Source organism: Nocardioides sp. Z35_8 (assembly GCF_059621125.1).
In genome coordinates this window covers 221,726-244,915 of sequence record NZ_JCAQIE010000004.1, presented here as the reverse complement: position 1 = coordinate 244,915, position 23,190 = coordinate 221,726, and the positions used below count along the sequence as shown (strand labels likewise).

25 protein-coding genes and 1 tRNA gene are annotated in these 23,190 nt (G+C 72.2%); 22 read left to right on the top strand and 4 right to left on the bottom strand.

Annotated elements, in window-relative coordinates:
* The first annotated feature begins 38 nt into the window (after positions 1-38).
* The 6 genes from hisD to AC54T2_RS17655 are packed head-to-tail and all read left to right on the top strand — an operon-like array spanning position 39 to position 4,930.
* Positions 39-1,355 (top strand): histidinol dehydrogenase, encoded by a 1,317-nt coding sequence (gene hisD / locus AC54T2_RS17680; protein WP_206054380.1) that lies wholly within the window; start codon positions 39-41, stop codon positions 1,353-1,355.
* A complete protein-coding gene (locus tag AC54T2_RS17675) occupies positions 1,352-2,527 on the top strand; it encodes a histidinol-phosphate transaminase (protein ID WP_186341086.1) in 1,176 nt (391 codons plus the stop codon). The genes hisD and AC54T2_RS17675 overlap by 4 nt, the downstream gene beginning before the upstream one ends.
* A complete protein-coding gene (gene hisB / locus AC54T2_RS17670) occupies positions 2,524-3,132 on the top strand; it encodes an imidazoleglycerol-phosphate dehydratase HisB (protein ID WP_186341087.1) in 609 nt (202 codons plus the stop codon). Before AC54T2_RS17675 ends, hisB begins: the two co-directional genes overlap by 4 nt.
* On the top strand, positions 3,129-3,773 hold the full coding sequence (gene hisH, locus AC54T2_RS17665) for an imidazole glycerol phosphate synthase subunit HisH (protein ID WP_186341088.1): 645 nt from the start codon (positions 3,129-3,131) through the stop codon (positions 3,771-3,773). Before hisB ends, hisH begins: the two co-directional genes overlap by 4 nt.
* A gap of 26 nt (positions 3,774-3,799) precedes the next feature.
* Positions 3,800-4,243: a DedA family protein gene (locus tag AC54T2_RS17660; RefSeq protein ID WP_186341089.1), complete on the top strand. Its 444-nt coding sequence runs from the start codon at positions 3,800-3,802 to the stop codon at positions 4,241-4,243.
* Between the two features lie 54 nt (positions 4,244-4,297).
* Complete coding sequence (locus tag AC54T2_RS17655; RefSeq protein WP_496666830.1) at positions 4,298-4,930, top strand: hemerythrin domain-containing protein; 633 nt, start codon at positions 4,298-4,300, stop codon at positions 4,928-4,930.
* On the opposite strand, the gene AC54T2_RS17650 is transcribed toward AC54T2_RS17655, so the two are convergent.
* On the bottom strand, positions 4,897-5,418 hold the full coding sequence (locus AC54T2_RS17650; RefSeq protein WP_496666829.1) for a hypothetical protein: 522 nt from the start codon (positions 5,416-5,418) through the stop codon (positions 4,897-4,899). The genes AC54T2_RS17655 and AC54T2_RS17650 overlap by 34 nt on opposite strands.
* A 101-nt stretch (positions 5,419-5,519) precedes the next feature.
* Between AC54T2_RS17650 and AC54T2_RS17645 the strand changes: the two genes are divergently transcribed.
* The 9 genes from AC54T2_RS17645 (at position 5,520) to AC54T2_RS17605 (ending at position 15,448) form a co-directional block, all read left to right on the top strand.
* Positions 5,520-6,911 (top strand): HNH endonuclease signature motif containing protein, encoded by a 1,392-nt coding sequence (locus AC54T2_RS17645; protein ID WP_496666828.1) that lies wholly within the window; start codon positions 5,520-5,522, stop codon positions 6,909-6,911.
* A 166-nt stretch (positions 6,912-7,077) separates the two neighbouring features.
* Positions 7,078-7,824 (top strand): bifunctional 1-(5-phosphoribosyl)-5-((5-phosphoribosylamino)methylideneamino)imidazole-4-carboxamide isomerase/phosphoribosylanthranilate isomerase PriA, encoded by a 747-nt coding sequence (gene priA / locus AC54T2_RS17640; RefSeq protein WP_496666827.1) that lies wholly within the window; start codon positions 7,078-7,080, stop codon positions 7,822-7,824.
* A 2-nt stretch (positions 7,825-7,826) separates the two neighbouring features.
* Positions 7,827-8,273: an NUDIX hydrolase gene (locus tag AC54T2_RS17635; protein ID WP_206054379.1), complete on the top strand. Its 447-nt coding sequence runs from the start codon at positions 7,827-7,829 to the stop codon at positions 8,271-8,273.
* Positions 8,270-9,049 (top strand): imidazole glycerol phosphate synthase subunit HisF, encoded by a 780-nt coding sequence (hisF, locus tag AC54T2_RS17630; protein ID WP_186341095.1) that lies wholly within the window; start codon positions 8,270-8,272, stop codon positions 9,047-9,049. The genes AC54T2_RS17635 and hisF overlap by 4 nt, the downstream gene beginning before the upstream one ends.
* A gap of 9 nt (positions 9,050-9,058) precedes the next feature.
* The gene (locus tag AC54T2_RS17625; protein WP_186341096.1) at positions 9,059-9,970 is read left to right on the top strand and encodes an ABC transporter substrate-binding protein; all 912 of its coding nucleotides are present in this window, start codon (positions 9,059-9,061) and stop codon (positions 9,968-9,970) included.
* Complete coding sequence (locus AC54T2_RS17620) at positions 9,970-10,845, top strand: amino acid ABC transporter permease (RefSeq protein ID WP_186341097.1); 876 nt, start codon at positions 9,970-9,972, stop codon at positions 10,843-10,845. The genes AC54T2_RS17625 and AC54T2_RS17620 overlap by 1 nt, the downstream gene beginning before the upstream one ends.
* Entirely contained in the window at positions 10,842-11,588 is a 747-nt protein-coding gene (locus AC54T2_RS17615) for an amino acid ABC transporter ATP-binding protein (RefSeq protein ID WP_186341098.1), read from the top strand. Before AC54T2_RS17620 ends, AC54T2_RS17615 begins: the two co-directional genes overlap by 4 nt.
* 129 nt (positions 11,589-11,717) lie before the next feature.
* Complete coding sequence (locus AC54T2_RS17610) at positions 11,718-13,637, top strand: ABC transporter ATP-binding protein (RefSeq protein ID WP_241005117.1); 1,920 nt, start codon at positions 11,718-11,720, stop codon at positions 13,635-13,637.
* The gene (locus AC54T2_RS17605; protein ID WP_496666826.1) at positions 13,634-15,448 is read left to right on the top strand and encodes an ABC transporter ATP-binding protein; all 1,815 of its coding nucleotides are present in this window, start codon (positions 13,634-13,636) and stop codon (positions 15,446-15,448) included. Before AC54T2_RS17610 ends, AC54T2_RS17605 begins: the two co-directional genes overlap by 4 nt.
* Positions 15,449-15,456: 8 nt before the next feature.
* On the opposite strand, the gene AC54T2_RS17600 is transcribed toward AC54T2_RS17605, so the two are convergent.
* Positions 15,457-15,891, bottom strand: a complete 435-nt coding sequence (locus AC54T2_RS17600; protein ID WP_489974608.1) for an SsgA family sporulation/cell division regulator — start codon at positions 15,889-15,891, stop codon at positions 15,457-15,459.
* Positions 15,892-16,098: 207 nt separating this feature from the next.
* On the opposite strand from AC54T2_RS17600, the gene AC54T2_RS17595 reads away from it, so the two are divergent.
* From AC54T2_RS17595 to AC54T2_RS17575, 5 genes are all read left to right on the top strand, one after another.
* On the top strand, positions 16,099-16,605 hold the full coding sequence (locus tag AC54T2_RS17595; protein WP_496666825.1) for a PGPGW domain-containing protein: 507 nt from the start codon (positions 16,099-16,101) through the stop codon (positions 16,603-16,605).
* A 48-nt stretch (positions 16,606-16,653) separates the two neighbouring features.
* Positions 16,654-16,725: transfer RNA gene (locus AC54T2_RS17590), tRNA-Val, on the top strand.
* A 222-nt stretch (positions 16,726-16,947) separates the two neighbouring features.
* Positions 16,948-17,403: a hypothetical protein gene (locus tag AC54T2_RS17585; protein WP_496666824.1), complete on the top strand. Its 456-nt coding sequence runs from the start codon at positions 16,948-16,950 to the stop codon at positions 17,401-17,403.
* Between the two features lie 96 nt (positions 17,404-17,499).
* The gene (locus AC54T2_RS17580; RefSeq protein ID WP_496666823.1) at positions 17,500-18,168 is read left to right on the top strand and encodes an Ltp family lipoprotein; all 669 of its coding nucleotides are present in this window, start codon (positions 17,500-17,502) and stop codon (positions 18,166-18,168) included.
* A 329-nt stretch (positions 18,169-18,497) separates the two neighbouring features.
* Complete coding sequence (locus AC54T2_RS17575) at positions 18,498-19,916, top strand: HNH endonuclease signature motif containing protein (RefSeq protein WP_496666822.1); 1,419 nt, start codon at positions 18,498-18,500, stop codon at positions 19,914-19,916.
* 114 nt (positions 19,917-20,030) lie between these two features.
* Here the strand turns inward: AC54T2_RS17575 and AC54T2_RS17570 are convergent, their stop codons facing one another.
* Positions 20,031-20,435 carry an NUDIX domain-containing protein gene (locus AC54T2_RS17570; RefSeq protein ID WP_496666821.1) on the bottom strand — a complete coding sequence of 135 codons (405 nt, stop codon included), beginning with the start codon at positions 20,433-20,435 and terminating at the stop codon, positions 20,031-20,033.
* Positions 20,436-20,546: 111 nt separating this feature from the next.
* On the opposite strand from AC54T2_RS17570, the gene AC54T2_RS17565 reads away from it, so the two are divergent.
* Both AC54T2_RS17565 and AC54T2_RS17560 read left to right on the top strand, forming a co-directional pair.
* Entirely contained in the window at positions 20,547-20,696 is a 150-nt protein-coding gene (locus tag AC54T2_RS17565; RefSeq protein ID WP_186341105.1) for a hypothetical protein, read from the top strand.
* A 149-nt stretch (positions 20,697-20,845) separates the two neighbouring features.
* Positions 20,846-20,995, top strand: a complete 150-nt coding sequence (locus tag AC54T2_RS17560) for a hypothetical protein (RefSeq protein ID WP_186341106.1) — start codon at positions 20,846-20,848, stop codon at positions 20,993-20,995.
* An 18-nt stretch (positions 20,996-21,013) separates the two neighbouring features.
* Here the strand turns inward: AC54T2_RS17560 and AC54T2_RS17555 are convergent, their stop codons facing one another.
* A complete protein-coding gene (locus AC54T2_RS17555) occupies positions 21,014-23,113 on the bottom strand; it encodes a SpoIIE family protein phosphatase (protein ID WP_186341107.1) in 2,100 nt (699 codons plus the stop codon).
* Positions 23,114-23,190: the final 77 nt, after the last annotated feature.

Sequence of the window (23,190 nt, the reverse complement as noted above, 5' to 3'; positions counted from 1 at the left end):
GCTTAGGGTCGTGCCGCCCAGGAACCTAGAATCGGGGCATGTCCCTGATCCGTCGCATCGACCTGAGGGGCGCCGACGCGGCGTCCGTCGACTACCGCGCGAGCGTGCCTCGCGCCGAGTTCGACGTCGAGGCGGCCACGCATGTCGTGGCGCCGATCATCGAGGCGGTCCGGACCGGGGGAGCCGACGCCGTCCGCGCGCTCACCCTCGAGCTCGACGGCGTCGACGTGCCCGACCCGCGGGTGCCTCCCGCGGCCCTGCGAGACGCCCTCGAGGCGCTCGACCCCGCCGTCCGGGCCGGGCTGGAGGAGTCGATCCGCCGGCTCCGGCTCACCAGCGAGGCCGACGTGGAGGCCGACTCCGTGGTCGAGGTGGCACCCGGTGCCACCGTCACCCACCGCTCCATCCCCGTCGACCGCGCCGGGCTCTACGTCCCCGGGGGCCTGGCGCCGCTGGTGTCGACGTTGGTGATGAACGTCGTGCCCGCCCAGGTCGCGGGCGTGCCGTCGCTGTGCGTCGCCGCGCCGCCCACCCGTGAGACGGGGCTGCCCGACGCGACGATCCTGGCCGGCTGCGCCCTGCTGGGCATCGACGAGGTCTACGCCGTCGGCGGCGCCCAGGCCATCGCCATGCTGGCGCACGGCGCGGGCCCCTGCCGCCGGGTCGACCTGGTGACCGGTCCCGGCAACCTCTACGTGATCGCCGCCAAGCGCCTGCTGCGCGGCGTGGTGGGCATCGACTCCGAGGCCGGTCCCAGCGAGATCGCCGTGCTCGCCGACGACTCGGCCGACCCCGCGTTCGTGGCCGCCGACCTGCTCACCGAGTGCGAGCACGGCGGCACGTCCGCCTCGCTGCTGGTCACCGACTCGACCTCGCTGGCCGACGAGGTCGAGGCCGAGCTCGGCAAGCAGGTCGCCGCCACCCGGCACGGCGAGCGCGTCGCGGCCGCACTCGGCGGCCCGCAGTCCGCGATCGTGCTGGTCGACGACCTCGAGCAGGGCCTCGACGTCGTCAACGCCTACGCCTCCGAGCACACCGAGATCCACACCCGCGACGCGCGCGGCGTCGCCGCCCGCGTGCGCAACGCCGGTGCGGTCTTCATCGGACCCTGGTCGCCGGTGGCGCTGGGCGACTACTGCGCCGGCTCCAACCACGTGCTGCCCACCGCGGGCTGCGCGTGCCACTCCTCGGGGCTGGGCGTGCACTCGTTCATGCGTCGCGTGCACCACGTGGAGTACACGCGCGAGGCGCTCGCGGAGGTCGCCGACCACGTCGTGACCCTGGCCGAGGCGGAGGACCTGCCCGGCCACGGCGCCGGCGTGAGCTCGCGGTTCGCGGACCGCTCGCAGCGATGAGCGCGCCCTTCCCGCCCCTGCGGGACGACCTGTGGGGGATCGAGCCCTACGGCGCGCCGCAGCTCTCGCTGGAGCAGGCGCCCGTGCAGCTCAACGTCAACGAGAACCCCTACGGCCCCTCGCCGGAGGCGGCGGCCGACATCGCCCGGGCGGTCGGCCGGGCCGCGGTGTCGCTCAACCGCTATCCCGACCGAGAGTTCGTCGAGCTGCGCACGGCACTCGCGGCCTACCTCGACACCTCCGGCGGCTCGGGCATCACGCCCGAGATGGTGTGGGCGGCCAACGGGTCCAACGAGGTGATGCTCCAGCTGCTGCAGGCCTTCGGGGGTCCGGGGCGGGTCGCGCTGTCGTTCGCGCCCACCTACTCGATGTATCCCGAGTACGCCCGCGACGCGATGACCGAGTGGGTCGCCGGCCGCCGTGCCGACGACTTCTCGATCGACCTCGACGCCGCCCGGCGGCTGGTGGAGGAGCGCCGGCCCACGATCGTGCTGCTGCCGAGCCCCAACAACCCCACCGGCACGGCGCTGCCGCCCGAGGCCGTCGCGATGCTCTGCGAGGCGGCGGCGTCCTACGAGCCCGGCGGGCTGGTCGTCGTCGACGAGGCCTACGGCGAGTTCCGCCGCGCCGGCACCCCCAGCGCCCTGGAGCTGCTGCCCGCGCACCGCAACCTCGTGGTGACCCGCACGATGAGCAAGGCCTTCGCGCTGGCCGGTGCGCGCCTGGGCTACCTCGCCGCCGACCCGGCGATCTGCGACGCGCTCCGGGTGGTGCGGCTGCCCTACCACCTCTCAGCGGTCACCCAGGCGACCGCGCTGGCGGCGCTGCGCCACGCCCCCGAGCTGCTCGGCCGGGTCGACGACCTGCGCGCCGAGCGCGACGCGACGGTGGCGTGGCTGCGCGAGCAGGGCTTCGAGGTCGCCGACTCCGACGCCAACTTCGCGCTGTTCGGCAGGTTCGCCGACCGGCACGCCGTCTGGCAGGGTCTGGTCGAGCGCGGCGTGCTGATCCGCGAGACCGGGCCCGACGGGTGGCTGCGGGTCTCGATCGGCACGGCCGAGGAGATGGCAGCGTTCAAGGGCGCCCTGCTCGACACGGTCCGAGGCACGGACCACCAGACGGACCACGAGACGGACCACAAGGTGGACGACAAGATGGAGGAGCCGGCATGAGCCGCACCGCGAAGATCGAGCGCACCACCAAGGAGTCCAGCGTGCTCGTCGAGGTCGACCTCGACGGCAGCGGCCGCTCCGAGGTGTCGACGGGCGTGGGCTTCTACGACCACATGCTCGACGCGTTCGCCCGCCACTCGCTGGTCGACCTCGTGGTGACGACCACCGGCGACACCCACATCGACGCCCACCACTCCGTCGAGGACACCGCGATCGTGCTCGGCCAGGCGCTGCGGCAGGCCCTCGGCGCCAAGACCGGCATCCGCCGCTTCGGCGACGCGACCGTGCCGCTCGACGAGGCGCTGGTCCAGGCCGTCGTCGACGTCTCCGGCCGTCCCTACTGCGTGCACACCGGCGAGCCGGAGGGCCAGCAGTACGTCGCCATCGGCGGCACCGGCGCGCCCTACATGGGCTCGCTGACCCGCCACGTCTTCGAGACGATCTCCTTCCACGCCCACCTCGCGCTCCACGTGCGGGTGCTCGGCGGCCGCGACCCGCACCACGTCGTGGAGGCCCAGTTCAAGGCCTTCGCCCGCGCCTTCCGCGACGCGGTCGCGATCGACCCGCGCGAGACCGGCGTGCCCTCCACCAAGGGCAGCCTGTGACCGCTCCCGACGTCGTCGTCCTCGACTACGGCTCGGGCAACCTCCGCTCGGCCGTGCGGGCGGTCGAGCGCGCCGGGGCACGGGTCACGCTGACGAGCGACTTCGACACCGCGCTGGCCGCCGACGGTCTCGTGGTGCCCGGTGTGGGGGCGTACGCCGCGTGCATGGCCGGCCTGCGCGAGATCAAGGGCGAGCGGATCATCGGCCGTCGCCTCGCGGGCGGACGCCCGGTGCTGGGCATCTGCGTGGGCATGCAGATCCTCTTCGCGCGGGGGGTCGAGCACGGGGTCGAGACCGCCGGCTGCGACGAGTGGCCGGGCACCGTCGACCGGCTGCAGGCCGACGTGGTGCCGCACATGGGCTGGAACACCGTCGAGGTGCCCGAGGGGTCGCGCCTCTTCGGCGGCATCGAGGACGAGCGGTTCTACTTCGTGCACTCCTACGGCGTGCGCGAGTGGGAGCTGGTCACCAACGACCGCACCACGGCGCCGCTGGTCACCTGGGCCGAGCACGGGGGCGACCGGTTCGTGGCCGCGGTGGAGAACGGCCCGCTCTCGGCCACGCAGTTCCACCCCGAGAAGTCCGGCGACGCCGGTGCCGCGCTGCTGCGCAACTGGGTCGCGTCCCTCCCGACGGGCTAGGCCGGCGCGGCTGGGAGGATGACCGCGTGCCCGACTGGCCCGTCGTCCCCCTCTATGCGTTCCTCGTGGTCGTGGCCTTCTGCCGGGCCGGAGGGACCTACCTGGTCGGGCGCGGTGCACGCGGCGCCGCGGGACGCCGCTGGTCGCTCGACAACGCCTGGCTGGCGCGCGGCGAGGAGGTCGTACGCCGCTTCGGCGCACCGGCGGTCACCCTGTGCTTCCTCACCGTGGGCGTGCAGACGGCCGTCAACCTCGCGGCCGGCACGCTGCGGATGCCGTTGCGCCGCTACGTGCCCGCCCTGTTCCTCGGCGCCCTGATCTGGGCGGGGGTCTACCTCACGGTGGGGATCGCGGTGGTGGAGACGTTCTGGGGCGGCAGCCGGCCGTGGGCGCTGCTGGGCGTGCTGGCCGCCGTGGCGGCGACGGCGGTGCTGGTGCGCCACCTGCTGCGCCGGCGCCCTCAGCACTGAGGATCCCCGAAAACTGGGTCGCGGCGGGGTCGTCGGCGGGTCTACTTTCGCGGGGTGACCGAGCAGCTGAGCATGAACCAGATCATCCATGCCGCCGTGCGCCGCGACGTCTCCCGCACCGAGCAGGCGCTGCGCGAGCTCAGCGAGGGCGACGCGGCGCGGGCCGCGCAGATCCGGACCGCCTGGCGCAACCTGCAGCGTGAGCTGACCCACCACCACGAGGCCGAGGACGAGCACGTGTGGCCGTTCCTCGAGTCGCGCGGCTTCGACCTCACCCTGCTCGAGGAGATGGAGGCCGAGCACGTCGCGATGAAGCAGGCCCTGGCCGCGGTCTCCACCAGCCTCGACGCCGTTGTCGCCGCCCCCACAGCCGTCAACGCCACGGCCGCCGCCGACGAGGTGGCCCGCGCCCGCGAGGTCATCAACGGCCACCTCGACCACGAGGAGCGCGACGTCGAGGGCCCGATGGGGGCCCTCCACGACGACCCGGAGTTCAGGGCGCTGACCAAGAAGCTGCGACCGGCCAGCGCCGTCGACGCCGCCAACGCCCTCGCCTGGATGCAGGACGGTGCGGGCGAGCGCGAGCTGTCGTCGCTGCGCGCCGCGATCCCGGGCCCGGTGGTGACGGTGATGACCCGGGTGGTCGCCCGCCGCTACCGCCGCGAGGTCGCCCCCGTCTGGCGCTGATCGTCCTCGGCGAGCCGCTTGAGCGTCAGCAGCTGCCGGCGCGCCATCACCAGGTCGCCCACCGACAGCAGCGGGGCCACCCAGTGGGGCGTCGCGGCGACCACCTTGAGCAGCAGGCGGGTGCCGTCGGGACCCGGCGCGACGGCGTACGTCAGGTGTGCGCCCATGATCGTCGCCGTCAGCTCGCGGCCGGGCACGACCGCCAGCACCCGTCCCTGGTCACCACCCAGCGCGCGGGTGAACGGGTCGCCGACGCGGGGCTCGGGCACGTCGAGGCGCTCGCGCGGCGACCTCCGCCCGAGGTTGTCGAGCAGGTCGTAGGAGTAGGGCGCGAGGCGCACCTGCCTCAGCCGGGACCACACAGTCGCCGGCTCCGCGTCCACCGTGACGCCGCGCCACGCCTGCATCGTCGGCGCCGCCACGAAGGCGTCACAGCCGTAGCTGCGCCGTACCTCCTCGGGCCTGACGCCCCACCGGTCGCCGATCACCCGCCCACGCTAGCCGCCGCGGCACCCGTCCCGCTCGTGCCGCGAAGCTGGATGTGGAGACGTCAGTGCCGGTGTCAGCGGTCGACGGTACAATCGAACACATGATCGAGGCGCTGGCAAGGCCGGAGGTGGGTGGGGTCGTGGACCTCACCGCCGGTGGTCTGCTCGCGCTCGCGCGGGAGCGCAAGGCTGCGGAGGAGCGCGCCGCGGCCGATCTGCTCGAGGTGGCGGCGCGGTGGGCCGACCTGCACCCGCCGGAGTCGATCCACCACGCGGCGTCGTTCACCGTGCCGGGCTGTGAGCACGAGGAGCCCATCGCGGGCGAGGGCACGCCACTGGTGGCGGAGTTCTGCGTCGCCGAGCTCGGCTCGGTGCTTGGCGTCGCGACGGTGTCGGCGAAGCGGCTCATCGGGCACGCTTTGGAGCTGCGCCACCGGCTGCCGCGGTTGTGGGCGCAGGTCCACGCCGGCAGGGTGCCGGCGTGGCGGGCGCGGGCGGTCGCCGAGGTCACGATCCACGCGACACCGTCGCTGACGGTTCAGGCCGCGGCGTTCGTGGATGCGCAGGTGGCCGCCGTCGCCGGCCGGGTGGGGCCGGCCCAGCTCGACCGGCTGGTCGCGGAGACGATCAAGCGGTTCGACCTCGCCGCCCCGGACCCGGCCGCTGACCCGGAGGACGGCTACCTCGACGACGACCCCCGTCACGCCACCCTCCACGACCAGCACGTGCACTTCGCCGGCACGATGCGGTTCGAGGCCGAGCTCGACCTCGCCGACGCCCTCGACCTCGACCGCGCGCTCGCGCACGGCGCCGCGACCCTGGCCGCGCTCGGCTCACCCGAGCCGCTCGACGCGCGACGGGCCGCAGCCCTCGGTGACCTCGCCCGCACCCAGACCGCCCTCGACCTCCACCACCAGGGCACCCGGACCACCACAGCGACGCGGACCGATGACGGCCTGCCGGTCGCGCGGGAGGTCGTGCTCCACGCTCACCTCGACGCCACGATCTGCGACACCACCGTGTTCGGTCCGACCGGCCGGCTGGAGGAGGGCCAGCGGCTCGTCCTGCTCGACCAGGTCAAGGACTGGTGCGCCGACTCGCGCACGAAGGTCACGATCAGGCCGGTCATCGACCTCAATGCCCACCTCACCGCGCCCGGCTACGCGATCCCCGACCGGATCCGGGAGCAAGTCGTTCTGCGGGACCGCACCTGCGTGTTCCCGTGGTGCACCCGCCCCGCCCGCGGCTGCGACATCGACCACGTCACCGAGTTCGACCACGACGCCGCCGCGGACGGGAGACCGCAGCCCGGGCCGACGGCTACGCAGAATCTCGCCGCCCTGTGCCGGTCGCACCACCGGCTCAAGACCCACACCGCCTGGCGCTACGAGACCACCGCGCCAGGCACGTTCGAGTGGACCAGCCCCCACGGCCACCGGTTCAGGCGCGACCCCACCGGCACCACCCGGATCGAGCCGCCCGGGCGACCATGACCCCGCCCCGCACCCCGTCGACGCCGATCGACGGGGTCACCGGCATGCCGCCAGTGCCGGGTGTCCGAGGGCGCGGACCGATCAATGCGGCCCACCGCCGTGCCGGGCTGTCTCGCCACCACCACCGCCGACGCGCGGGCGAGCGGGGCGATCCTAGGATCGACCCATGCCCAGCACCCCCGAGCAGCCCTACCTCGAGCTCCTGCCCGCCGTCGACATCAAGGGCGGCCAGGCCGTCCAGCTGGTGCAGGGCGTGGACGGGTCGGAGAAGCGCTTCGGCGACCCGATCGAGGCGGCGTTGCGCTGGCAGGAGGCCGGCGCGGAGTGGATCCACCTCGTCGACCTCGACGCGGCGTTCGGGCACGGCCACAACCGCGACCTGCAGGCCCGCATCGTCGGCACCCTCGACATCCAGGTCGAGATGAGCGGCGGCATCCGCGACGACGAGTCGCTCGAGGCGGCGATGGCGGCCGGCTGCCGGCGGGTCAACATCGGCACGGCGGCGCTCGAGCAGCCCGAGTGGTGCGCCCGGGCGATCGCGACCTACGGCGACCGGGTCGCGGTGGGCCTCGACGTACGCGGCACGACGCTCGCCGCCCGCGGCTGGACGCGTGACGGCGGCGACCTCTACGAGACTCTCGCGCGCCTCGACGGCGAGGGCTGCGCGCGCTACGTGGTCACCGACGTCAACAAGGACGGCATGCTCCAGGGCCCCAACCTCCAGCTGCTCCGCGACGTGTGCGCCGCGACCGACCGACCGGTCGTCGCCAGCGGCGGTGTCACGACGCTCGACGACATCCGCGCCCTGATGGGCCTCGTCGACGAGGGCGTCGAGGGGGCCATCGCGGGCACGGCGCTCTACGAGGGCCGCTTCACCCTCGAGGACGCGCTCGCCCTGACGAGGGGCGCCTGAGCATGGAGTTCTTCGAGTACCACACCCGCCTGGCGGCGTACGTCCTGATCGTCGACGACCAGGACCGCGCGCTGCTCGCGTGGTGGAACGGCGAGGGGCACAGCGACCCCGAGTGGTCGCTGCCCGGGGGCGGCATCGACTACGACGAGTCGATCATGGACGGCGTCGTCCGTGAGGTGTTCGAGGAGACCGGCTACCACGTGGAGCCGGGCATCCTGCTGGCCGAGCACCACTTCACGGCGCAGGGCCGGACCTTCGACGGCCCGTTCAGGTCGCAGCGCTTCGTCTTCGAGGCCACGATCACGGGTGGCGAGCTGGGCACGACCGAGGTCGACGGCTCGACCGACTACGCGCGATGGGTGCCGCTGGCCGAGCTGGAGGGCCAGCCGCGCTCGGAGATCGTCGACATCGCGCTGGCGGCGCGCGCACGAAGGCTGGCGGAGCGATGAGCCTCGCGATCCGGGTCATCCCGTGCCTCGACGTCGACGGCGGGCGGGTGGTGAAGGGCGTCAACTTCACCGAGCTGCGCGATGCCGGCGACCCCGTGGAGCTGGCGCGGCTGTACGACGCCGAGGGCGCCGACGAGCTGACCTTTCTCGACATCTCCGCCTCCCACGAGGGCCGTGCCACCACCATGGAGGTGGTCAGCCGCTGCGCCGAGGAGGTCTTCATCCCGCTCACCGTCGGCGGCGGGGTGGGCAGCGTGACCGACGTCGACCGCCTCCTGCGTGCCGGCGCCGACAAGGTCGCGGTCAACACGGCTGCGATCAACCGCCCGGAGCTGGTCGCCGAGATCGCCGACCGATTCGGCAACCAGGTGCTCGTCCTCAGCGTCGACGCCCGTCGGGCGACCGGCACGCAGAGCGGATTCGAGGTGACCACCCACGGCGGTCGCAGGAGCGCCGGGCTCGACGCGATCGAGTGGGCCGTGCGCGCCGCCGAGCTGGGCGCGGGCGAGATCCTGCTCAACGCGATGGACGCCGACGGCACGACCGTCGGCTTCGACCTGGACCTGATCAGGGCCGTACGCCGCGAGGTGAGCATCCCGGTCATCGCGAGCGGGGGAGCGGGGGCGGTCGAGCACTTCCCGCCGGCCGTCGAGGCGGGAGCCGACGCCGTGCTCGCGGCGACGGTCTTCCACTTCGGCACCCTCAGCATCGGCGAGGTCAAGGCCGGCCTGTCCACGGCCGGTCATACGGTCAGGACGGCCCACCCGGAGTCGTAGGATTCGGCCATGCTGAAGACGCCCCGGCGCGTGGCGAAGCGCCACCTCGCCATCGCCGCCCTCGCGACCGCCACGGTCGCGCTCACCGCCTGCGCCCCGACCGACGAGGGCGACACCGCCACCGACGCGACCTCGGACGCCTCCGAGTCCGCCGACTCCGCGAGCGCCGACGCGTGCACGCCCGAGACCCTCGAGACCGTCTCCGAAGGCACCCTGACGATCGCGACTGACGACCCGGCCTACGAGCCGTGGTTCGTCGACAACGACCCGGCCAACGGCGAGGGCTACGAGTCCGCCGTGGCCTACGCCGTCGCCGAGCAGCTCGGCTACACCGAGGACCAGGTCACCTGGGTCGCGGTCCCGTTCAACAAGGTGGTCCAGCCCGGGCCCAAGGAGTTCGACCTCGACATCAACCAGGTCTCGATCACCGAGGCCCGCCGCAAGGCCGTCGACTTCTCCTCCGGCTACTACGACGTCGTGCAGACCGTGATCACCAACGAGGGCAGCGCCATCGAGGGCGCCACCAGCCTGGCCGACCTGGCCGACGCCAAGCTCGGCGCACAGGTCGGCACCACGAGCTACACCGCGATCACCGACCAGATCCAGCCCTCGCAGGACCCCGCGGTCTTCGACACCAACGACCAGGCCGTGCAGGCGCTCAAGAACGGTCAGATCGACGGCATCGTCGTCGACCTGCCCACCGCCTACTACATGACGGCCGTCCAGCTCGACGACGGCACCATCGTCGGCCAGCTGCCGCTCGCGGAGGGCGAGCCGGAGCAGTTCGGCGCGGTGCTGGCCAAGGACAGCCCGCTCACCGAGTGCGTCTCGGCGGCCGTCGACACCCTGCGCGAGGACGGCGTCCTCGACCAGATCGGCCAGGAGTGGCTGGCCCAGCAGGGCGCTCCCGAGCTGTCCTGATGACGGACCGGGTCGCCGACGAGGCGCCTGGGGGGTGGCTTCCCTCCGCGGTCCAGCTCGAGCGTGACGACTGGCGGAGGCGCCGCACCCTGCGCAGCGCCGTGATCGCGGCGGGCAGCACCCTGCTGCTACTCGGCGCGATCGGCGCCGCCGTCGTCGGCTCACCCGGCTGGGAGCGCGTCCGCGAGACCTACTTCGACTGGGACAAGGCGGTCTCGTCCTTCCCCGCGGTGCTCGACGGGCTCTGGCTCAACATCCGGGTCATGGTCGTGTGCTGGATCCTGATCCTGGTCGTCAGCCTGACGGTCGCGATCGTGCGGACCCTGCGCGGCCCGGTCGCGTTCCCGCTGCGGCTGCTCGGCACGGCGTACGTCGACGTGTTCCGCGGGCTGCCGCTGCTGCTGGTGATCTTCCTGCTCGGCTTCGGCGGCCCGGCCCTCAGCCTGCAGGGGCTCCCCACCTCGCCGCTGTTCTGGGGCGGCACCGCGCTGGTGCTCTCCTACTCCGCCTACGTCGCGGAGGTCTTCCGCGCCGGCATCGAGTCGGTGCACCCCAGCCAGCGGCTGGCGGGCCGGTCGATGGGACTGACCTACGGCCAGACGCTGCGCCACGTCGTGCTGCCCCAGGCCTGGCGTCGGGTCATCCCGCCGCTGATGAACGACCTCGTCTCGCTGCAGAAGGACTCCGGCCTGATCGCGGTGCTCGGCGTGACCGACGCGATCCGTCGGGCGCAGATCGAGACCGCGCTCGACTTCAACTACACGCCCTACGTCGTGGCGGGCGTGCTGTTCTGCTGCCTGACCATCCCGATGGCACGGCTCACCGACCGCTACGCCCGCAAGAAGGGCTACCACGGAGCAGGAGGACCTCTGTGAACGCTCCCACCGAGCTCCTGCGCCTCGCCGGCGTCCGCAAGTCGTTCGGCGACCACGTGGTGCTGCGCGACGTCGACCTGACCATCGAGCCCGGGCAGTGCGTCGTCCTCATCGGCGCGTCCGGATCGGGCAAGTCCACCCTCCTGCGCTGCGTCAACCTCCTCGAGGTCGTCGACGACGGCGTGATCACCTTCGAGGGGCGCGACATCACCGACCCGCGCGTCGACGGCGACAAGGTCCGCTCGCGGATGGGGATGGTGTTCCAGGCCTACAACCTCTTCCCGCACCTCGACGTCGTCGGCAACGTGACGCTGGCGCTGCGGCTGGTGCACGGGGTGGATGCCCGGGAGGCCCGGTCGCGCGGGCTGGCGATGCTCGAGCGCGTCGGCCTGGCCGAGAAGGCGACGGCCCGCCCCGACGACCTGTCCGGCGGCCAGCAGCAGCGGGTGGCCATCGCGCGTGCGCTCGTGGCCAACCCCCGCCTGATGCTGCTCGACGAGGTGACCAGCGCGCTCGACCCCGAGCTGGTCGGCGAGGTCCTCGACCTGCTCACCGAGCTCAAGGCCGAGGGCGTGACCATGCTGCTCAACACCCACGAGATGGCGTTCGCCCGCGACGTGGCCGACGAGGTGTGCTTCCTGCACGACGGTCACATCCACGAACGGGGGCGCCCCGATCAGGTGCTCGGCGACCCGCAGCAGGAGCGCACCCGGGCGTTCCTGTCCCGCATCCGCGCCTCCTGAGCGGGGGCGTGCAGCGGCGTACTGATTCGTCCGCTGTCAGTGCCGAGGAATAGCCTTGCCAGGTTGGGCGGTTGCTGTGAGCAACCGACCCGCGAGACGCGGATCACGACGAGGAGGCGGGCGACACCTGTGGGCGAGGACGCGAAGCTGCGGGGCACCACCACTCTCGACGGCTTCCGGGTCCTGTGGGTCGGCATCAAGCGCGAGCCCACGGTGTTCACGGTCGCGACGCTGGGCGCGGTGCTGTTCGGCGTCCTCACGGTGGCCGACGCCTGGGTGCTCGGGTGGGCCACCGAGCACGTCCTGATCCCCGCCTTCGACACCGGCGAGATCGGCACCGACATGCTGCTGTGGGTGGTCGCGCTGTTCATGGCGGTCGCGATCCTGCGCGCGGTCGGCATCGTCGCGCGCCGCCTCGGCGGCGGCATCATGTACTACCGGATGCAGTCGCACACCCGCCGCGGCGTCACCCGCCAATACCTCTCGCTGCCGATGGAGTGGCACCAGCGGCACCCCACGGGCCAGCTGCTCTCCAACGCCTACTCCGACGTCGAGGCGGCGTGGGCGCCGATCATGCCCCTGCCGATGGCGCTGGGCACGATCGTGATGATGGTCATCGCCGTCGTGCAGATGTTCGTCGCCGACGTCGTCATGGCGCTGGTCGGCCTGCTGGTCTTCCCCGCCGTGGTCGTCGCCAACCTGCTCTACCAGCACTACTCCTCACCGCTGATGACCCGCGCGCAGGGCCTGCGGGCCGAGGTCAGCGAGATCGCGCACGAGTCCTTCGACGGCGCGATGGTCGTCAAGACGCTCGGGCGTGAGGTCGAGGAGACCGACCGCTTCCGCGCCAAGGCCGAGGAGCTGCGCGACACCAACATCCGCGCCGGGCGCATCCGGGCCGTCTTCGACCCGACCCTGGCCAGCCTGCCCAGCCTCGGCGTGCTCGTCGTGCTGGCCGTCGGCGTCTCCAGGGTCTCCAGCGGTGCCACCGACCCCGGCGACGTGGTCACCGTCGCCTACCTGCTGACCATCGTGTCCTTCCCGATCCGCGCCATCGGCTGGCTGCTCGGCGAGTTCCCGCGATCGGTCGTGGGCTACCGCCGTGCCAAGGCGGTGCTCGACGCGACCGGCAGCATGGCGTTCGGCTCCGACGAGCTGCCCCGCGACGCCACGGGCGGGGCACTCCTCGAGGTCGAGGACCTCCACTACTCCTACGACGCCGACGCGCCGCTGCTGCGCGGCGTCGACTTCGACGTCCGCCCCGGACGCATCGTGGCCCTCGTCGGCGCCACCGCGTCCGGCAAGAGCACCCTCACCAGCCTGATGACCCGCCTGGTCGACCCCGACGCCGGCCGGATCCGCCTCGACGGCCAGGACCTGCGCGGGCTGCGCAAGGGCGAGCTGCCGCGCGACGTCGCGCTCGTGCCGCAGACCGCGTTCATGTTCGACGACACGGTCCGGGGCAACGTCACCCTCGGCGCGGACGTGCCCGACGCGGAGGTGTGGGCGGCGCTGCGCACCGCGCAGGCCGACGGCTTCGTCGCCGCCCTGCCCGAGGGGCTCGACACCCGGCTCGGCGAGCGCGGCACGTCGCTGTCCGGAGGCCAGCGGCAACGACTCTCCCTCGCCCGGGCGCTCGTACGCCGCCCGCGGCTGCTGATCCTCGACGACGCCACCTCCGCGGTCGACCCCGAGGTCGAGGCCCGCATCCTCGCCTCGCTGCGCGACGACCGCTCGCCCGGCGACCACGAGGGATCGGGCGACGGACCGGCTGACGGATCGGCTGACGCAGCGGCCGCCTCCCTGGTCGTGGTGGCCTACCGCAAGGCGACGATCTCGCTCGCCGACGAGGTCGTGCACCTCGACGAGGGGCGGATCGTGGGGCGCGGCACCCACGCCGAGCTGCTCGCCACCAGCCCCGCCTACGCCCACCTCGTCAACGCCTACGAGGCCGCGCCCGAGACCGCACCCGAGACCGCCGAGACCTCGCCGGGGGCGGCGCCCGGCGCCGCGGCCGGTCCCGACCACGCCGAGGGGAGCACGCGATGAGCACCACGACCGCTCCGGCCACGGCCGGCACCCAGATGGACAGCGGTGCCGACATCGGCGCCCTCGCCACCATCCGGCTCGGCATGAAGTACTCGCCCGAGCTGCGCGAGGGCCTGGGCCGCACCCTGGTCTACGCCGTCATCGCCTCGTGCGGTCAGGTCGTCGTGCCGATCGCGGTGCAGCAGACGCTCGACCGTGGCCTCAACGGTCCCGGCGGGCCGCGCCTCGACTTCGTCGTGTGGATGGGCGTGGTGGCCGCCATCGCGATCGTCGCAACGAGCTGGGCGTCCTACAAGATGACGAGCCGTCTGTTCACCACCTCCGAGCGCGGTCTCGCGACCCTGCGCACGAGGGCGTTCCGCCACGTCCACGACCTCCCGCTGCTGACGCAGAACACCGAGCGCCGCGGCGCCCTCGTCTCGAGGGTGACCAGCGACGTCGACCAGGTGAGCCAGTTCCTGGTCTTCGGCGGGCTCATCTTCGTGGTCAGCATCGGCCAGATGCTGGTGGCGACCGTGCTGATGGTGGTCTACAGCTGGCAGCTCGCGCTGGTCGTCTGGCTGGCGTTCGCGCCCCTGTTCCTCTCCATCCGCTGGTTCCAGAAGAAGCTGTCGGCCGCCTACACCGTCGTGCGGCACCAGGTGGGTGTGCTGCTCGGCGCCATCTCCGAGCCGGTCGTCGGTGCGGCGGTCGTCCGCTCCTACGGCGTCGAGGACCGCACCCAGGCGCGCATCGACACCGCGATCAAGGACTGGCAGGACGCCTACACCCACGCGCAGACCTACACCGTCACGTCGTTCTCCCTGGGCGGCCTGTCGGCCGGCCTGGCCAACGCCGGCGTGATCGTGATCGGCGTGCTCCTCGGCTTCGCCGGCGACATCACGCCCGGCAAGGTGCTCGCCTTCGCCTTCCTGGTGACCCTGTTCGTGGGTCCGGTGCAGATGGGCACCCAGATCCTCACCGACGCCCAGAACGCCATCGCCAGCTGGCGCCGGGTGCTGGGCATCCTGGAGACCCCGGCCGACCTGGTCGACCCGGGCGACGACGGCGAGGTGCTGCCGCGCGGCCCGATCGACGTCCGGTTCGCCGACGTGAGCTTCGCCTACCCCGGCGGCCCGCCGGTGCTGCGCGACATCGACCTCGCGATCGCCGCGGGCACGCGGGTGGCGATCGTGGGGGAGACGGGCTCTGGCAAGTCGACCTTCGCCAAGCTGCTCACCCGCCTGATGGACCCCGTCGACGGGGCCGTGCTGCTCGACGGGATCGACGTACGCCGCGTCGACGCGCGATCGCTGCGGCGCAGCGTGGTGCTGGTGCCGCAGGAGGGCTTCCTCTTCGACGACACCATCACCGCCAACGTGCGCTACGGCAAGCTCGACGCCACCGAGGACGAGATCCGTGCGTCCGCGGTCGAGCTCGGCATCGACGACTGGCTTGCCGGCCTGCCGCGCGGCCTGGACACCCAGGTGGGCCAGCGCGGCGAGTCGCTGTCGGCCGGCGAGCGGCAGCTCGTCGCGCTGCTCCGCGCCCATCTGGCCGACCCCGACCTGCTCGTGCTCGACGAGGCGACGAGCGCGGTCGACCCGGCGCTGGAGATGCAGATCGGACGCGCCCTGGAGCGGCTGATGCAGTCACGCACGTCCGTCACGATCGCCCACCGGCTCTCCACCGCGGAGAGCGCCGACGAGGTGATCGTGGTCGACAAGGGTCGTGTGGTGCAGCGCGGACCCCACCGTGAGCTGGTCACGCAGGCGGGCAGCGTCTACGCGGGCCTGCACGCGAGCTGGGTCGCCCAGCACGCCCCGGTGTGACAGGGGCGTCAGGAGGCCAGCAGCTGGCTGATGAGCAGGTCGGCGTCGAAGGAGTCGGACTCGGCGCCGGGCGCGATGACGGCGACGGTGCGGGCGAGGAAGTCCAGGACGTCCGACGCGCGGGCCAGCAGGACGAGGTGGCCGTCGGGGGAGCTGAGCTCGATCGACACCATCGCGCGGCCGCTGAGGCTGCTGGCGGGGGAGACGTGGACGTCGCCGTCCCCGGCAGGCGACTCGGTGCCGCGGATCAGCAGGTCCCGGCCGAAGGTCCACACGAGGTTGCCGTCGGAGGTGACGAAGGTCATCGCGACGGCGAAGGGGTCCGAGCCGGCATAGCTGAGCACGGTGTCGATCTCGTGGCGGATGCCGCGGTCGTCGATGCACTCGACGGTGATGTCCAACGCGACGTCGGACAGGGTGTGCCCGCTTCCGGAGATGTTCATCGAGACTCCTTGTGGTCTCCGGGGCGAGAGTTTTCCCCGGGGTGCGTGCTCATGAGACGCCATCGCGGGGCGCTTGTGAGGCAAAACGCAGAAATATGACCCATACCGGTCCAGACCGGATCTTGATGGAGGCTCGTGACGACCTTGACGGTATCCACCGTTTTCGCCTGCGAAAGGGGCACTGGGCCGAGCAGGTAGGTTTCTCCTATGACACGGGCAGCCAAGCGGGTCGTACTGGAGACGCTCGGCTGGACCCTGCTCGTCCTCGGGGTGGCGGCTCTCTTCCTACCCGGCCCCGGCCTGCTCGGGATCTTCGCGGGGCTGGCCCTGCTGTCCCACCAGTACACGTGGGCGGAGCGCCGCGTCGAGCCGGTGCGGCTGCGGGCCATGATCGGCGCCGCCGAGAGCGTCGAGACCCGGACGCGCATCGTCGCGTCCTGCCTCGGCGCCCTGGTGCTCGCTGCGTGCGGCGTGCTGTGGATCGTCAAGCCCCCCGCGCCCGAGTGGTGGCCGGTCTCGGAGGGGTGGTGGCTGCCCGGCGGCATCTGGACCGGAGTGACGCAGGTCGCGTCCGCCTTCATCGCGATCGGGCTCATCGTCTACAGCTACCGCCGCTTCCACGGGCACCCCGAGATGGCCGACGAGCTGCGCCGCGAGGTGCGCGCGCGCCGCAAGACGGGCGACGACCGGAGCGGCGTCGGCACCGGTTCCTGACCCGATTCCGGGTCCGGGCGCCGGATGGGATAACGTTCTGGCGAGCTCGGGCGATTGGCGCAGTGGTAGCGCGCTTCGTTCACACCGAAGAGGTCACTGGTTCGAACCCAGTATCGCCCACTTCCAAACCCGCAGGTCAGGACAAGGTTCCCTGACCTGCGGGTTTTCTCATGCCATACCCGTGCCAAACAAGATCTAGATTCCAGCCCCGCCCAGCAGTCGTTCTTATTGACGGAAGCCGTGCGGGTTGCGCACGGGGCCCTACGCTGCACGAGTGTCCGATGACGCCGAACATGCCCAGCGCGAGGCGTACCTCAGGGTGCGCGAGTGAGGCTCCGCCGCATGGCGCTCCAGGAAGTACGGGCTCAACTCTTAGAGGACTGCGTCGTACTGGAGCAGGGGATTAACGAGGTGCTGGCTGTGGCGGCGGCTAGGTCGGTGCGCGTCGCGGCACAACTGCAGGCGGACGTGTACTGGCGTCTGCCGATCCCCGTCCGCCTCCAACTGCTGGGCGACCTGCTGGACGAGCGCGAACTGACGGACTGGTTCCCCACGCTCCTCCCGGTCCTCAAGCGCGCCTTCGACGTGCGCCACCTGCTCGCCCACGGTCTGGTGGAGATGGGTCAGGACCCGACGACGATCGTCGTCCGCTCGGTGAAACGTGGGCGCGGCAACGCCACCCCGCTGACCCCGACGGAGATGAACTGGCTGGACGTCGCCGCGCAGCGAGCGCACGGCCATCTTGCTCGGGTGTGGGCTGCCGTCGTGCCCTGCGAGGAGGACTGGCACAACTGGTGATCGCTCGGGACCGAGGAATCCGGACTGGGATGAGTCGCTGGTCTCAGTTTGCTCAATCTCAGGACTGGGCCAGTCCGCTGTCTTTACCTTCGGTGCATGAGCACAAGCATGGGGGACCCGAACCCGCACAAGACCGCCAAGGCGAACGCAAAGGCAGCACAGGCGTACGCCAAGGCGACGCGCCCCTGGTACAAGAAGAAGCGCTGGGGGGCCGCCGGGCTCGTCCTCATCTTCATCATTGCCGGAGCACTCGGCGGCGGTGGCGACGACACGGACACGACTGCAAAGGAGGACTCCTCCAGCCAATCGAGTGACACGGACAAGAAGGAGGCGGCTTCCTCCGAGGAGACGTCTGAAGAGAAGTCCGAGCCGACCGAGGAGCCCGAGCCCGAGCCGACCGAGGAGCCGGAGCCGGAGTTCACCCCGGCGCAGGAGGCCGCGATCCGGGCCGCTGCTTCCTACCTCGACAACATGGACTTCTCCCGTGCCGGTCTGTACGACCAGTTGACCAGCGAGTACGGCGAGCAGATCAAGCCGAAGGACGCCGAGTTCGCCATCAAGCAGATCGAGTCCGGCACCCTCACCCTCGACGGGGAGCGGCTGACGGTGAACTGGCAGCAGGAGGCCAACGACTCGGCGAAGTCGTATCTGGAGAACGGTCTCGTCTCCTCGGAGGCAGGGCTGGTCGACCAGTTGTCGTCCGAGTACGGCGAGCAGTTCGCTTACGAGGTCGCTGTCAAGGCCGCACGCAACGCCTTCAAGTGACCCCCGATCCGGGCTGAACGTCCCGCCCTCGGCAGCCCCGAGGGCGCGGGGAAACCGTCCGGCTCACTGCCCAGTGTCCGCTCGGGGCCTGAGGAGCCCAGCGACGCATTGCCGCGCGGCCTGGCTGATGGGGGAGTGCGTAGGGCTGGACCATGGACGAGCGCGAGCGCCCGACCGTCAACCAGCCCCTCGACGCACCCGGCCACGACCCAGCGTGTAGCGACGCTCCTTGCCGTGATTGGTGTGATCGCGGCGACCGGCGCCTGTCGGTCCTCCACGGATTTGTGACGGCGTCTCGGTTGTCGGTGGTCGACGGTACAATCGAACACATGATCGGGGCACTGGCGAGGCAGCAAGCGGGTGAGGTCGATGACCTCACCGCCTCTGGCCTGCTCGCTCTCGCGCGGGAGCAGAAGACAGCAGAGGAGCGGGCCGCGGCCGCGTTGCTCGTCACGGCGGCCCAGTGGGCCGACCTGCACCCGCCTGAGTCGATCCACTCCGCGGCCTCCTTCACCGTGCCGGGCTGTGAGCACGAGGAGCCCATCGCAGGCGAGGGCACGCCCCTGGTCGCGGAGTTCTGCGTCGCCGAGCTCGGCAGCGTCCTGGGCATCTCCACGGTGTCGGCGAAGCGGTTCATCGGCCACGCCCTCGAGCTGCGCCACCGCCTGCCCCGGTTGTGGGCCCAGGTCCACGCCGGGCGGGTGCCGGCGTGGCGGGCCCGGGCGGTCGCCGAGGCCACGATCCACGCGACGCCGTCGCTGACGGTCGAGGCAGCTGCGTTCGTGGACGCCCAGGTCGCCGCCGTCGCCGGACGCATCGGGCCGGCGCAGCTCGACCGGCTCGTCGCCGAGACCATCAAGCGATTCGACCTCGCCGTCCCCGACCCGGCCTCCGATCCGGAGGACGGCTACCTCTACGTCGACCCCCGCCACGCCACCCTCCACGACCAGGAGGTCCACTTCGCGGGCACGATGCGGTTCGAGGCCGAGCTCGACATGGCCGACGCCCTCGACCTCGACCGGGCACTGGCCCACGGCGCCGCCACGCTTGCCGCGCTCGGCTCGGTCGAGCCGCTCGATGCCAGACGGTCCGCGGCACTCGGTGACCTCGCGCGCACCCAGACGGCACTCGACCTGCACCACCAGGGCACCGCGACCACGCGCACCGCTGACGGACTGCCGGTCGCTCGGGAGGTGGTGCTGCACGCCCACTTCGACGCGACGTTCTCCGGTGACGCCACCGTCTTCGGTCCCACCGGGCGGCTCGAGGAGCGCCAGCGGCTCGTGCTGCTCGACCACATCCGCGTCTGGTGCGCCGACTCGCGCACCAAGGTCACCATCAAGCCGGTCATCGACCTCAACACCCAGCTCCGCACCGACGCCTACAAGGTCCCCGACAGGCTGCGCGAGCAGGTCGTCCTGAGGGACCGCACGTGCGTGTTCCCGTGGTGCACCCGCCCCGCTAGGGGCTGCGACATCGACCACGTCATCCCCTACGACCACGACGCCGCCGCAGACGGAAGGCCGCAGACCGGGCCAACGCAGAGCGACAACCTCGCCGCGTTGTGCCGGTCCCACCACCGCCTCAAGACCTACACCGCCTGGCGCTACGAGATGACCGCGCCCGCCACGTTCGAGTGGACGTCACCGCGCGGCCACCGCTACCGCCGCGACGAATCCGGCACCAGCCGCATCGACGAGCCGGACCCACCCGGCCCACCCGGCATCCCGCACCCGCGCCGACCATGACCGGGCCCACACCCCGCCACCCACCCGGTAGCGGGGCCACCTGCACGCACGGGGGCACCGCACGCCCAGCGGCCCGAGGACTCACCCAGCCCTGGGAAGCGTCCGCACTCTCAGCTACTCGGCTGCGATGTGGATGGCGTGCAGGATGCTCGAGAGGCTGGCGGCGTGGGCGAGCGTCAGGTCGGCGAGCTCGTCCGGTCGGAACCAGCGAAGGTCGTCGTGCTCCAGGGGAGCAGCGTTGACGGGTGCGCCTTCCCAGCGCGTGACGAGGAACGCGTGCACGTCGAGTGCGGGGTCGCTGACGGTCAGCGGTATGGGTCGGGGCTCGTGGACGTGGACCCCGAGCTCTTCGAGACACTCCCGCGTGACGGCCTCATGAGGCAGCTCGCCCGGCTCGACATGCCCGCCGGCGAGGTCCCAGCAGTTCGGATACCGCCGACGTGAGGGGTGGCGGTGCACCAGGAGCACCGAGCCGTCGCGCACGAGTGCAGCGAGCGAGATCGCGATCGGTGCGGCCATGGGCGGGACGCTAGCGGCGGGGGCCGACACTCCCGCGCACGGCGATTCTCGTGCCGGACGACATCGGTCCGCCGGGGAGCGGACCACGCGTCGCTCGACTAGGGTCGGCACATGGAACGACGCCACGATGGTCCCGGCGACGAGACCCTCTCACCCGGCGTGCGGCTCGACGAGACGGTCGCCAGCGTCGACACGGATCCGGTGCCGGACCCGGACGCGGGGCGGAACGTCGACCAGCACCGAGCGCTGCGCGACGACTGACCCGTCCGGCTGACGCACGGACCCGGTGCACGCACTGCGGGGCTTCGCGGGAGACGGTCAGGTCATCCTCGACGGTGCGCCGATCGACGACGGCCGCGCGGCGCGCAACGTCGCGGCATGGCTGGTGGAGGAGTGGGTACGGCTGGACCATGGACGATCGCGAGCGCCCGACCACCAACCAGCCCCTCAACGCCCCCGGTCCACGACCCAAGGTGACGCCGATCCTGGCCGTCATCGGGGTGATCGCGCTGATCGCGCTGATCTTCGTCGTGATCACCCTGGTGCGCTACAACTCCTGACCCGACGCGGGCTCGGCCTCAGGGGCCCTCGGGCGCCCAGCGGACGACCAGCAGGGCGATGTCGTCCTCCTGCTCGTCGCTCGCCATGGACTCCAGCAGCCGGTCGGACAGCTCGTCGAGGTCGGACGTGGTGGGGCAGACGTCGGCCAGCAGCCGCATGAGCGACTGGATGCCGTCGTCGATGTCGCGGTCGCGTCGCTCGACGAGGCCGTCGGTGTAGAGGACCAGCGTCGCCCCGGGCTGCAGGGCCACGGCCCCCTCGTGGCGGTCGGCCGCGGGGTCGAAGCCGAGCAGCAGGTCGTTGGCGTCGTCGTCGACCAGCCGGGTGACGGTCCCGTCGGGGTCGACCAGCAGGCCCGGCGGGTGCCCGGCGTGGGACCAGCGCAGCAGCGCGCGTCCCGTCCGGCCGCGCGTCGCCGGCGCCTGCTCGAAGCGCGCCACCACGGCGGTGGCCGTCGTCTCGAGCTGGAGGGACTCCATGACGGTGTCGAGGCCCGAGAGGATCGCGGCGGGAGCGTCGCCGCTGTGGACCGCGATGCCGCGGAGCAGCCCGCGGACCTGCCCCATCGCGGCGGCGGCCTCGACGTCGTGGCCGACCACGTCGCCGACCACGACCACCACGTCCTGCGCCCCGTCGCTCGCGTCGCCCTGGAGGAACGCGTCGTACCAGTCGCCACCGATGCGGGCCACGTCGCCGGCGGGCGTGTAGCGGGTGACCACCTGTAGGCCCTCGCGCCGGGGCGGCGCGGTCAGGATGCTGCGTTGCAGCGCCTCGGCGACGTCGCGCTGCGACTCGTAGAGGCGGGCGTTGTCCAGTGCCAGCGCGGCCCGGGCGCCGATGTCCTCGAGGAGGGACACGTCCTCCGCTGCGAACGCCGTGCGATGGATGCCGCGGAACGCGCTCACCACGCCGACCGTGCGCCCGCGGGCCCGCAACGGCACGATCACCGCGGAGAACGGGGCGAGCTCGCGCAGCCGGTCGCGCGCCACCCCGGGCACGAGGACGGCGGCGACGGCCTCGGTGGCCGAGGACCCCATCAGCACGGGCGTCATCTCGCGGATCGCCTCGGCGAGGTAGGACGAGTCGGTCATGGCCTGCAGCCGCCGCCCGGCGTAGTCACGCAGCGTCTGCGCCATGTCGGGGTCGCGGTGCGACCAGCCGACATCGCGCAGCCCGCGTCGCCAGTCGGTGGCGTTGGGGTCCTCGACCAGCGTGACCAGGCACCAGTCGGCCAGCTCGGGCACCAGCTGGGTGGCCAGCCTGCTGACCCCCTCGGTGGGGTCGAGCGTGGCCGTGAGCGCCTCGGACACCGAGGCCAGCAGCGCCAGGCGGTGCGCGGAGCGGTCGAGCTCGGCGCGCGCCTCCCGACGCGCGGTGATGTCGACGAAGTAGACGGCGAGGCCCTCCGGCGAGGGCCAGGCCCGCACCTCGTACCAGGCGCGCAGCGGCGCGGGGTGGTAGGCCTCGAAGGTCACCGGCTCACCCGACTCGACCGCGCTGCGGTAGTGCGTCTCGAAGCTGCTGCCGACCGACGAGGGGAAGGCCTCCCAGATGGCGGTGCCGATCAGGTGCACACGGCTCGAGCCCAGCAGCCTCTCGGCCTCGGAGTTGACGTAGGTGAAGTGCCAGTCGCGGTCGAGCTGGAAGAAGGCCGAGGGCATCGCCTCCAGCACGCGTCCGACCCGGGCGTCGCCCTCGCGCGCGTCGGTCGTGTCGTACGACGCGCCGACGAGCCGCACCGGCAGCCCGTCGGGCTCGTCGGCGAACGCATGACCGCGCGCCTCGATCCACCGGAGGCGGCCGTCGGGGAGCACCACGCGGTACTCCGCGGCGTAGTCGCCGCAGGTGGCGATGGCGCGCTGGAGGGCGTCGGAGACGCGGCCGAGGTCGTCGGGGTGCAGGCGGCGGTTGAACGCCTCGATGGTCCCGCCGAAGTCGTCCTCGGCGAGACCGAAGAGCTCGAACATCCGGTCGTCCCACCGCAGCTCACCGGTGACGAGGTCCCACACGAAGACACCGACACCCGCGGCGTCCACGGCGAGCCGCCACGCGAGGCGGTCGCTCTCGGCGTCGAGGGGGGACCGGGTCGTGGGCGGAGGGAAGTGGTCGTCGATCACAGGTCCTTCTCACGCACCGATGGCCCACGCTGCTCGAGGCCCCTCCACAGCGTGCCACAGGCCCGGACCGGGCGGCG

Coding starts and splice junctions, on each gene's coding strand:
- hisD (WP_206054380.1), top strand. CDS start 39: ATGTCCCTGATCCGTCGCATCGACCTGAGGGGCGCCGACGCGGCGTCC.
- AC54T2_RS17675 (WP_186341086.1), top strand. CDS start 1,352: ATGAGCGCGCCCTTCCCGCCCCTGCGGGACGACCTGTGGGGGATCGAG.
- hisB (WP_186341087.1), top strand. CDS start 2,524: ATGAGCCGCACCGCGAAGATCGAGCGCACCACCAAGGAGTCCAGCGTG.
- AC54T2_RS17645 (WP_496666828.1), top strand. CDS start 5,520: ATGATCGAGGCGCTGGCAAGGCCGGAGGTGGGTGGGGTCGTGGACCTC.
- priA (WP_496666827.1), top strand. CDS start 7,078: ATGCCCAGCACCCCCGAGCAGCCCTACCTCGAGCTCCTGCCCGCCGTC.
- AC54T2_RS17635 (WP_206054379.1), top strand. CDS start 7,827: ATGGAGTTCTTCGAGTACCACACCCGCCTGGCGGCGTACGTCCTGATC.
- hisF (WP_186341095.1), top strand. CDS start 8,270: ATGAGCCTCGCGATCCGGGTCATCCCGTGCCTCGACGTCGACGGCGGG.
- AC54T2_RS17625 (WP_186341096.1), top strand. CDS start 9,059: ATGCTGAAGACGCCCCGGCGCGTGGCGAAGCGCCACCTCGCCATCGCC.
- AC54T2_RS17620 (WP_186341097.1), top strand. CDS start 9,970: ATGACGGACCGGGTCGCCGACGAGGCGCCTGGGGGGTGGCTTCCCTCC.
- AC54T2_RS17605 (WP_496666826.1), top strand. CDS start 13,634: ATGAGCACCACGACCGCTCCGGCCACGGCCGGCACCCAGATGGACAGC.
- AC54T2_RS17600 (WP_489974608.1), bottom strand. CDS start 15,891: ATGAACATCTCCGGAAGCGGGCACACCCTGTCCGACGTCGCGTTGGAC.
- AC54T2_RS17595 (WP_496666825.1), top strand. CDS start 16,099: ATGACACGGGCAGCCAAGCGGGTCGTACTGGAGACGCTCGGCTGGACC.
- AC54T2_RS17585 (WP_496666824.1), top strand. CDS start 16,948: ATGGCGCTCCAGGAAGTACGGGCTCAACTCTTAGAGGACTGCGTCGTA.
- AC54T2_RS17580 (WP_496666823.1), top strand. CDS start 17,500: ATGAGCACAAGCATGGGGGACCCGAACCCGCACAAGACCGCCAAGGCG.
- AC54T2_RS17575 (WP_496666822.1), top strand. CDS start 18,498: ATGATCGGGGCACTGGCGAGGCAGCAAGCGGGTGAGGTCGATGACCTC.
- AC54T2_RS17570 (WP_496666821.1), bottom strand. CDS start 20,435: ATGGCCGCACCGATCGCGATCTCGCTCGCTGCACTCGTGCGCGACGGC.
- AC54T2_RS17565 (WP_186341105.1), top strand. CDS start 20,547: ATGGAACGACGCCACGATGGTCCCGGCGACGAGACCCTCTCACCCGGC.
- AC54T2_RS17560 (WP_186341106.1), top strand. CDS start 20,846: ATGGACGATCGCGAGCGCCCGACCACCAACCAGCCCCTCAACGCCCCC.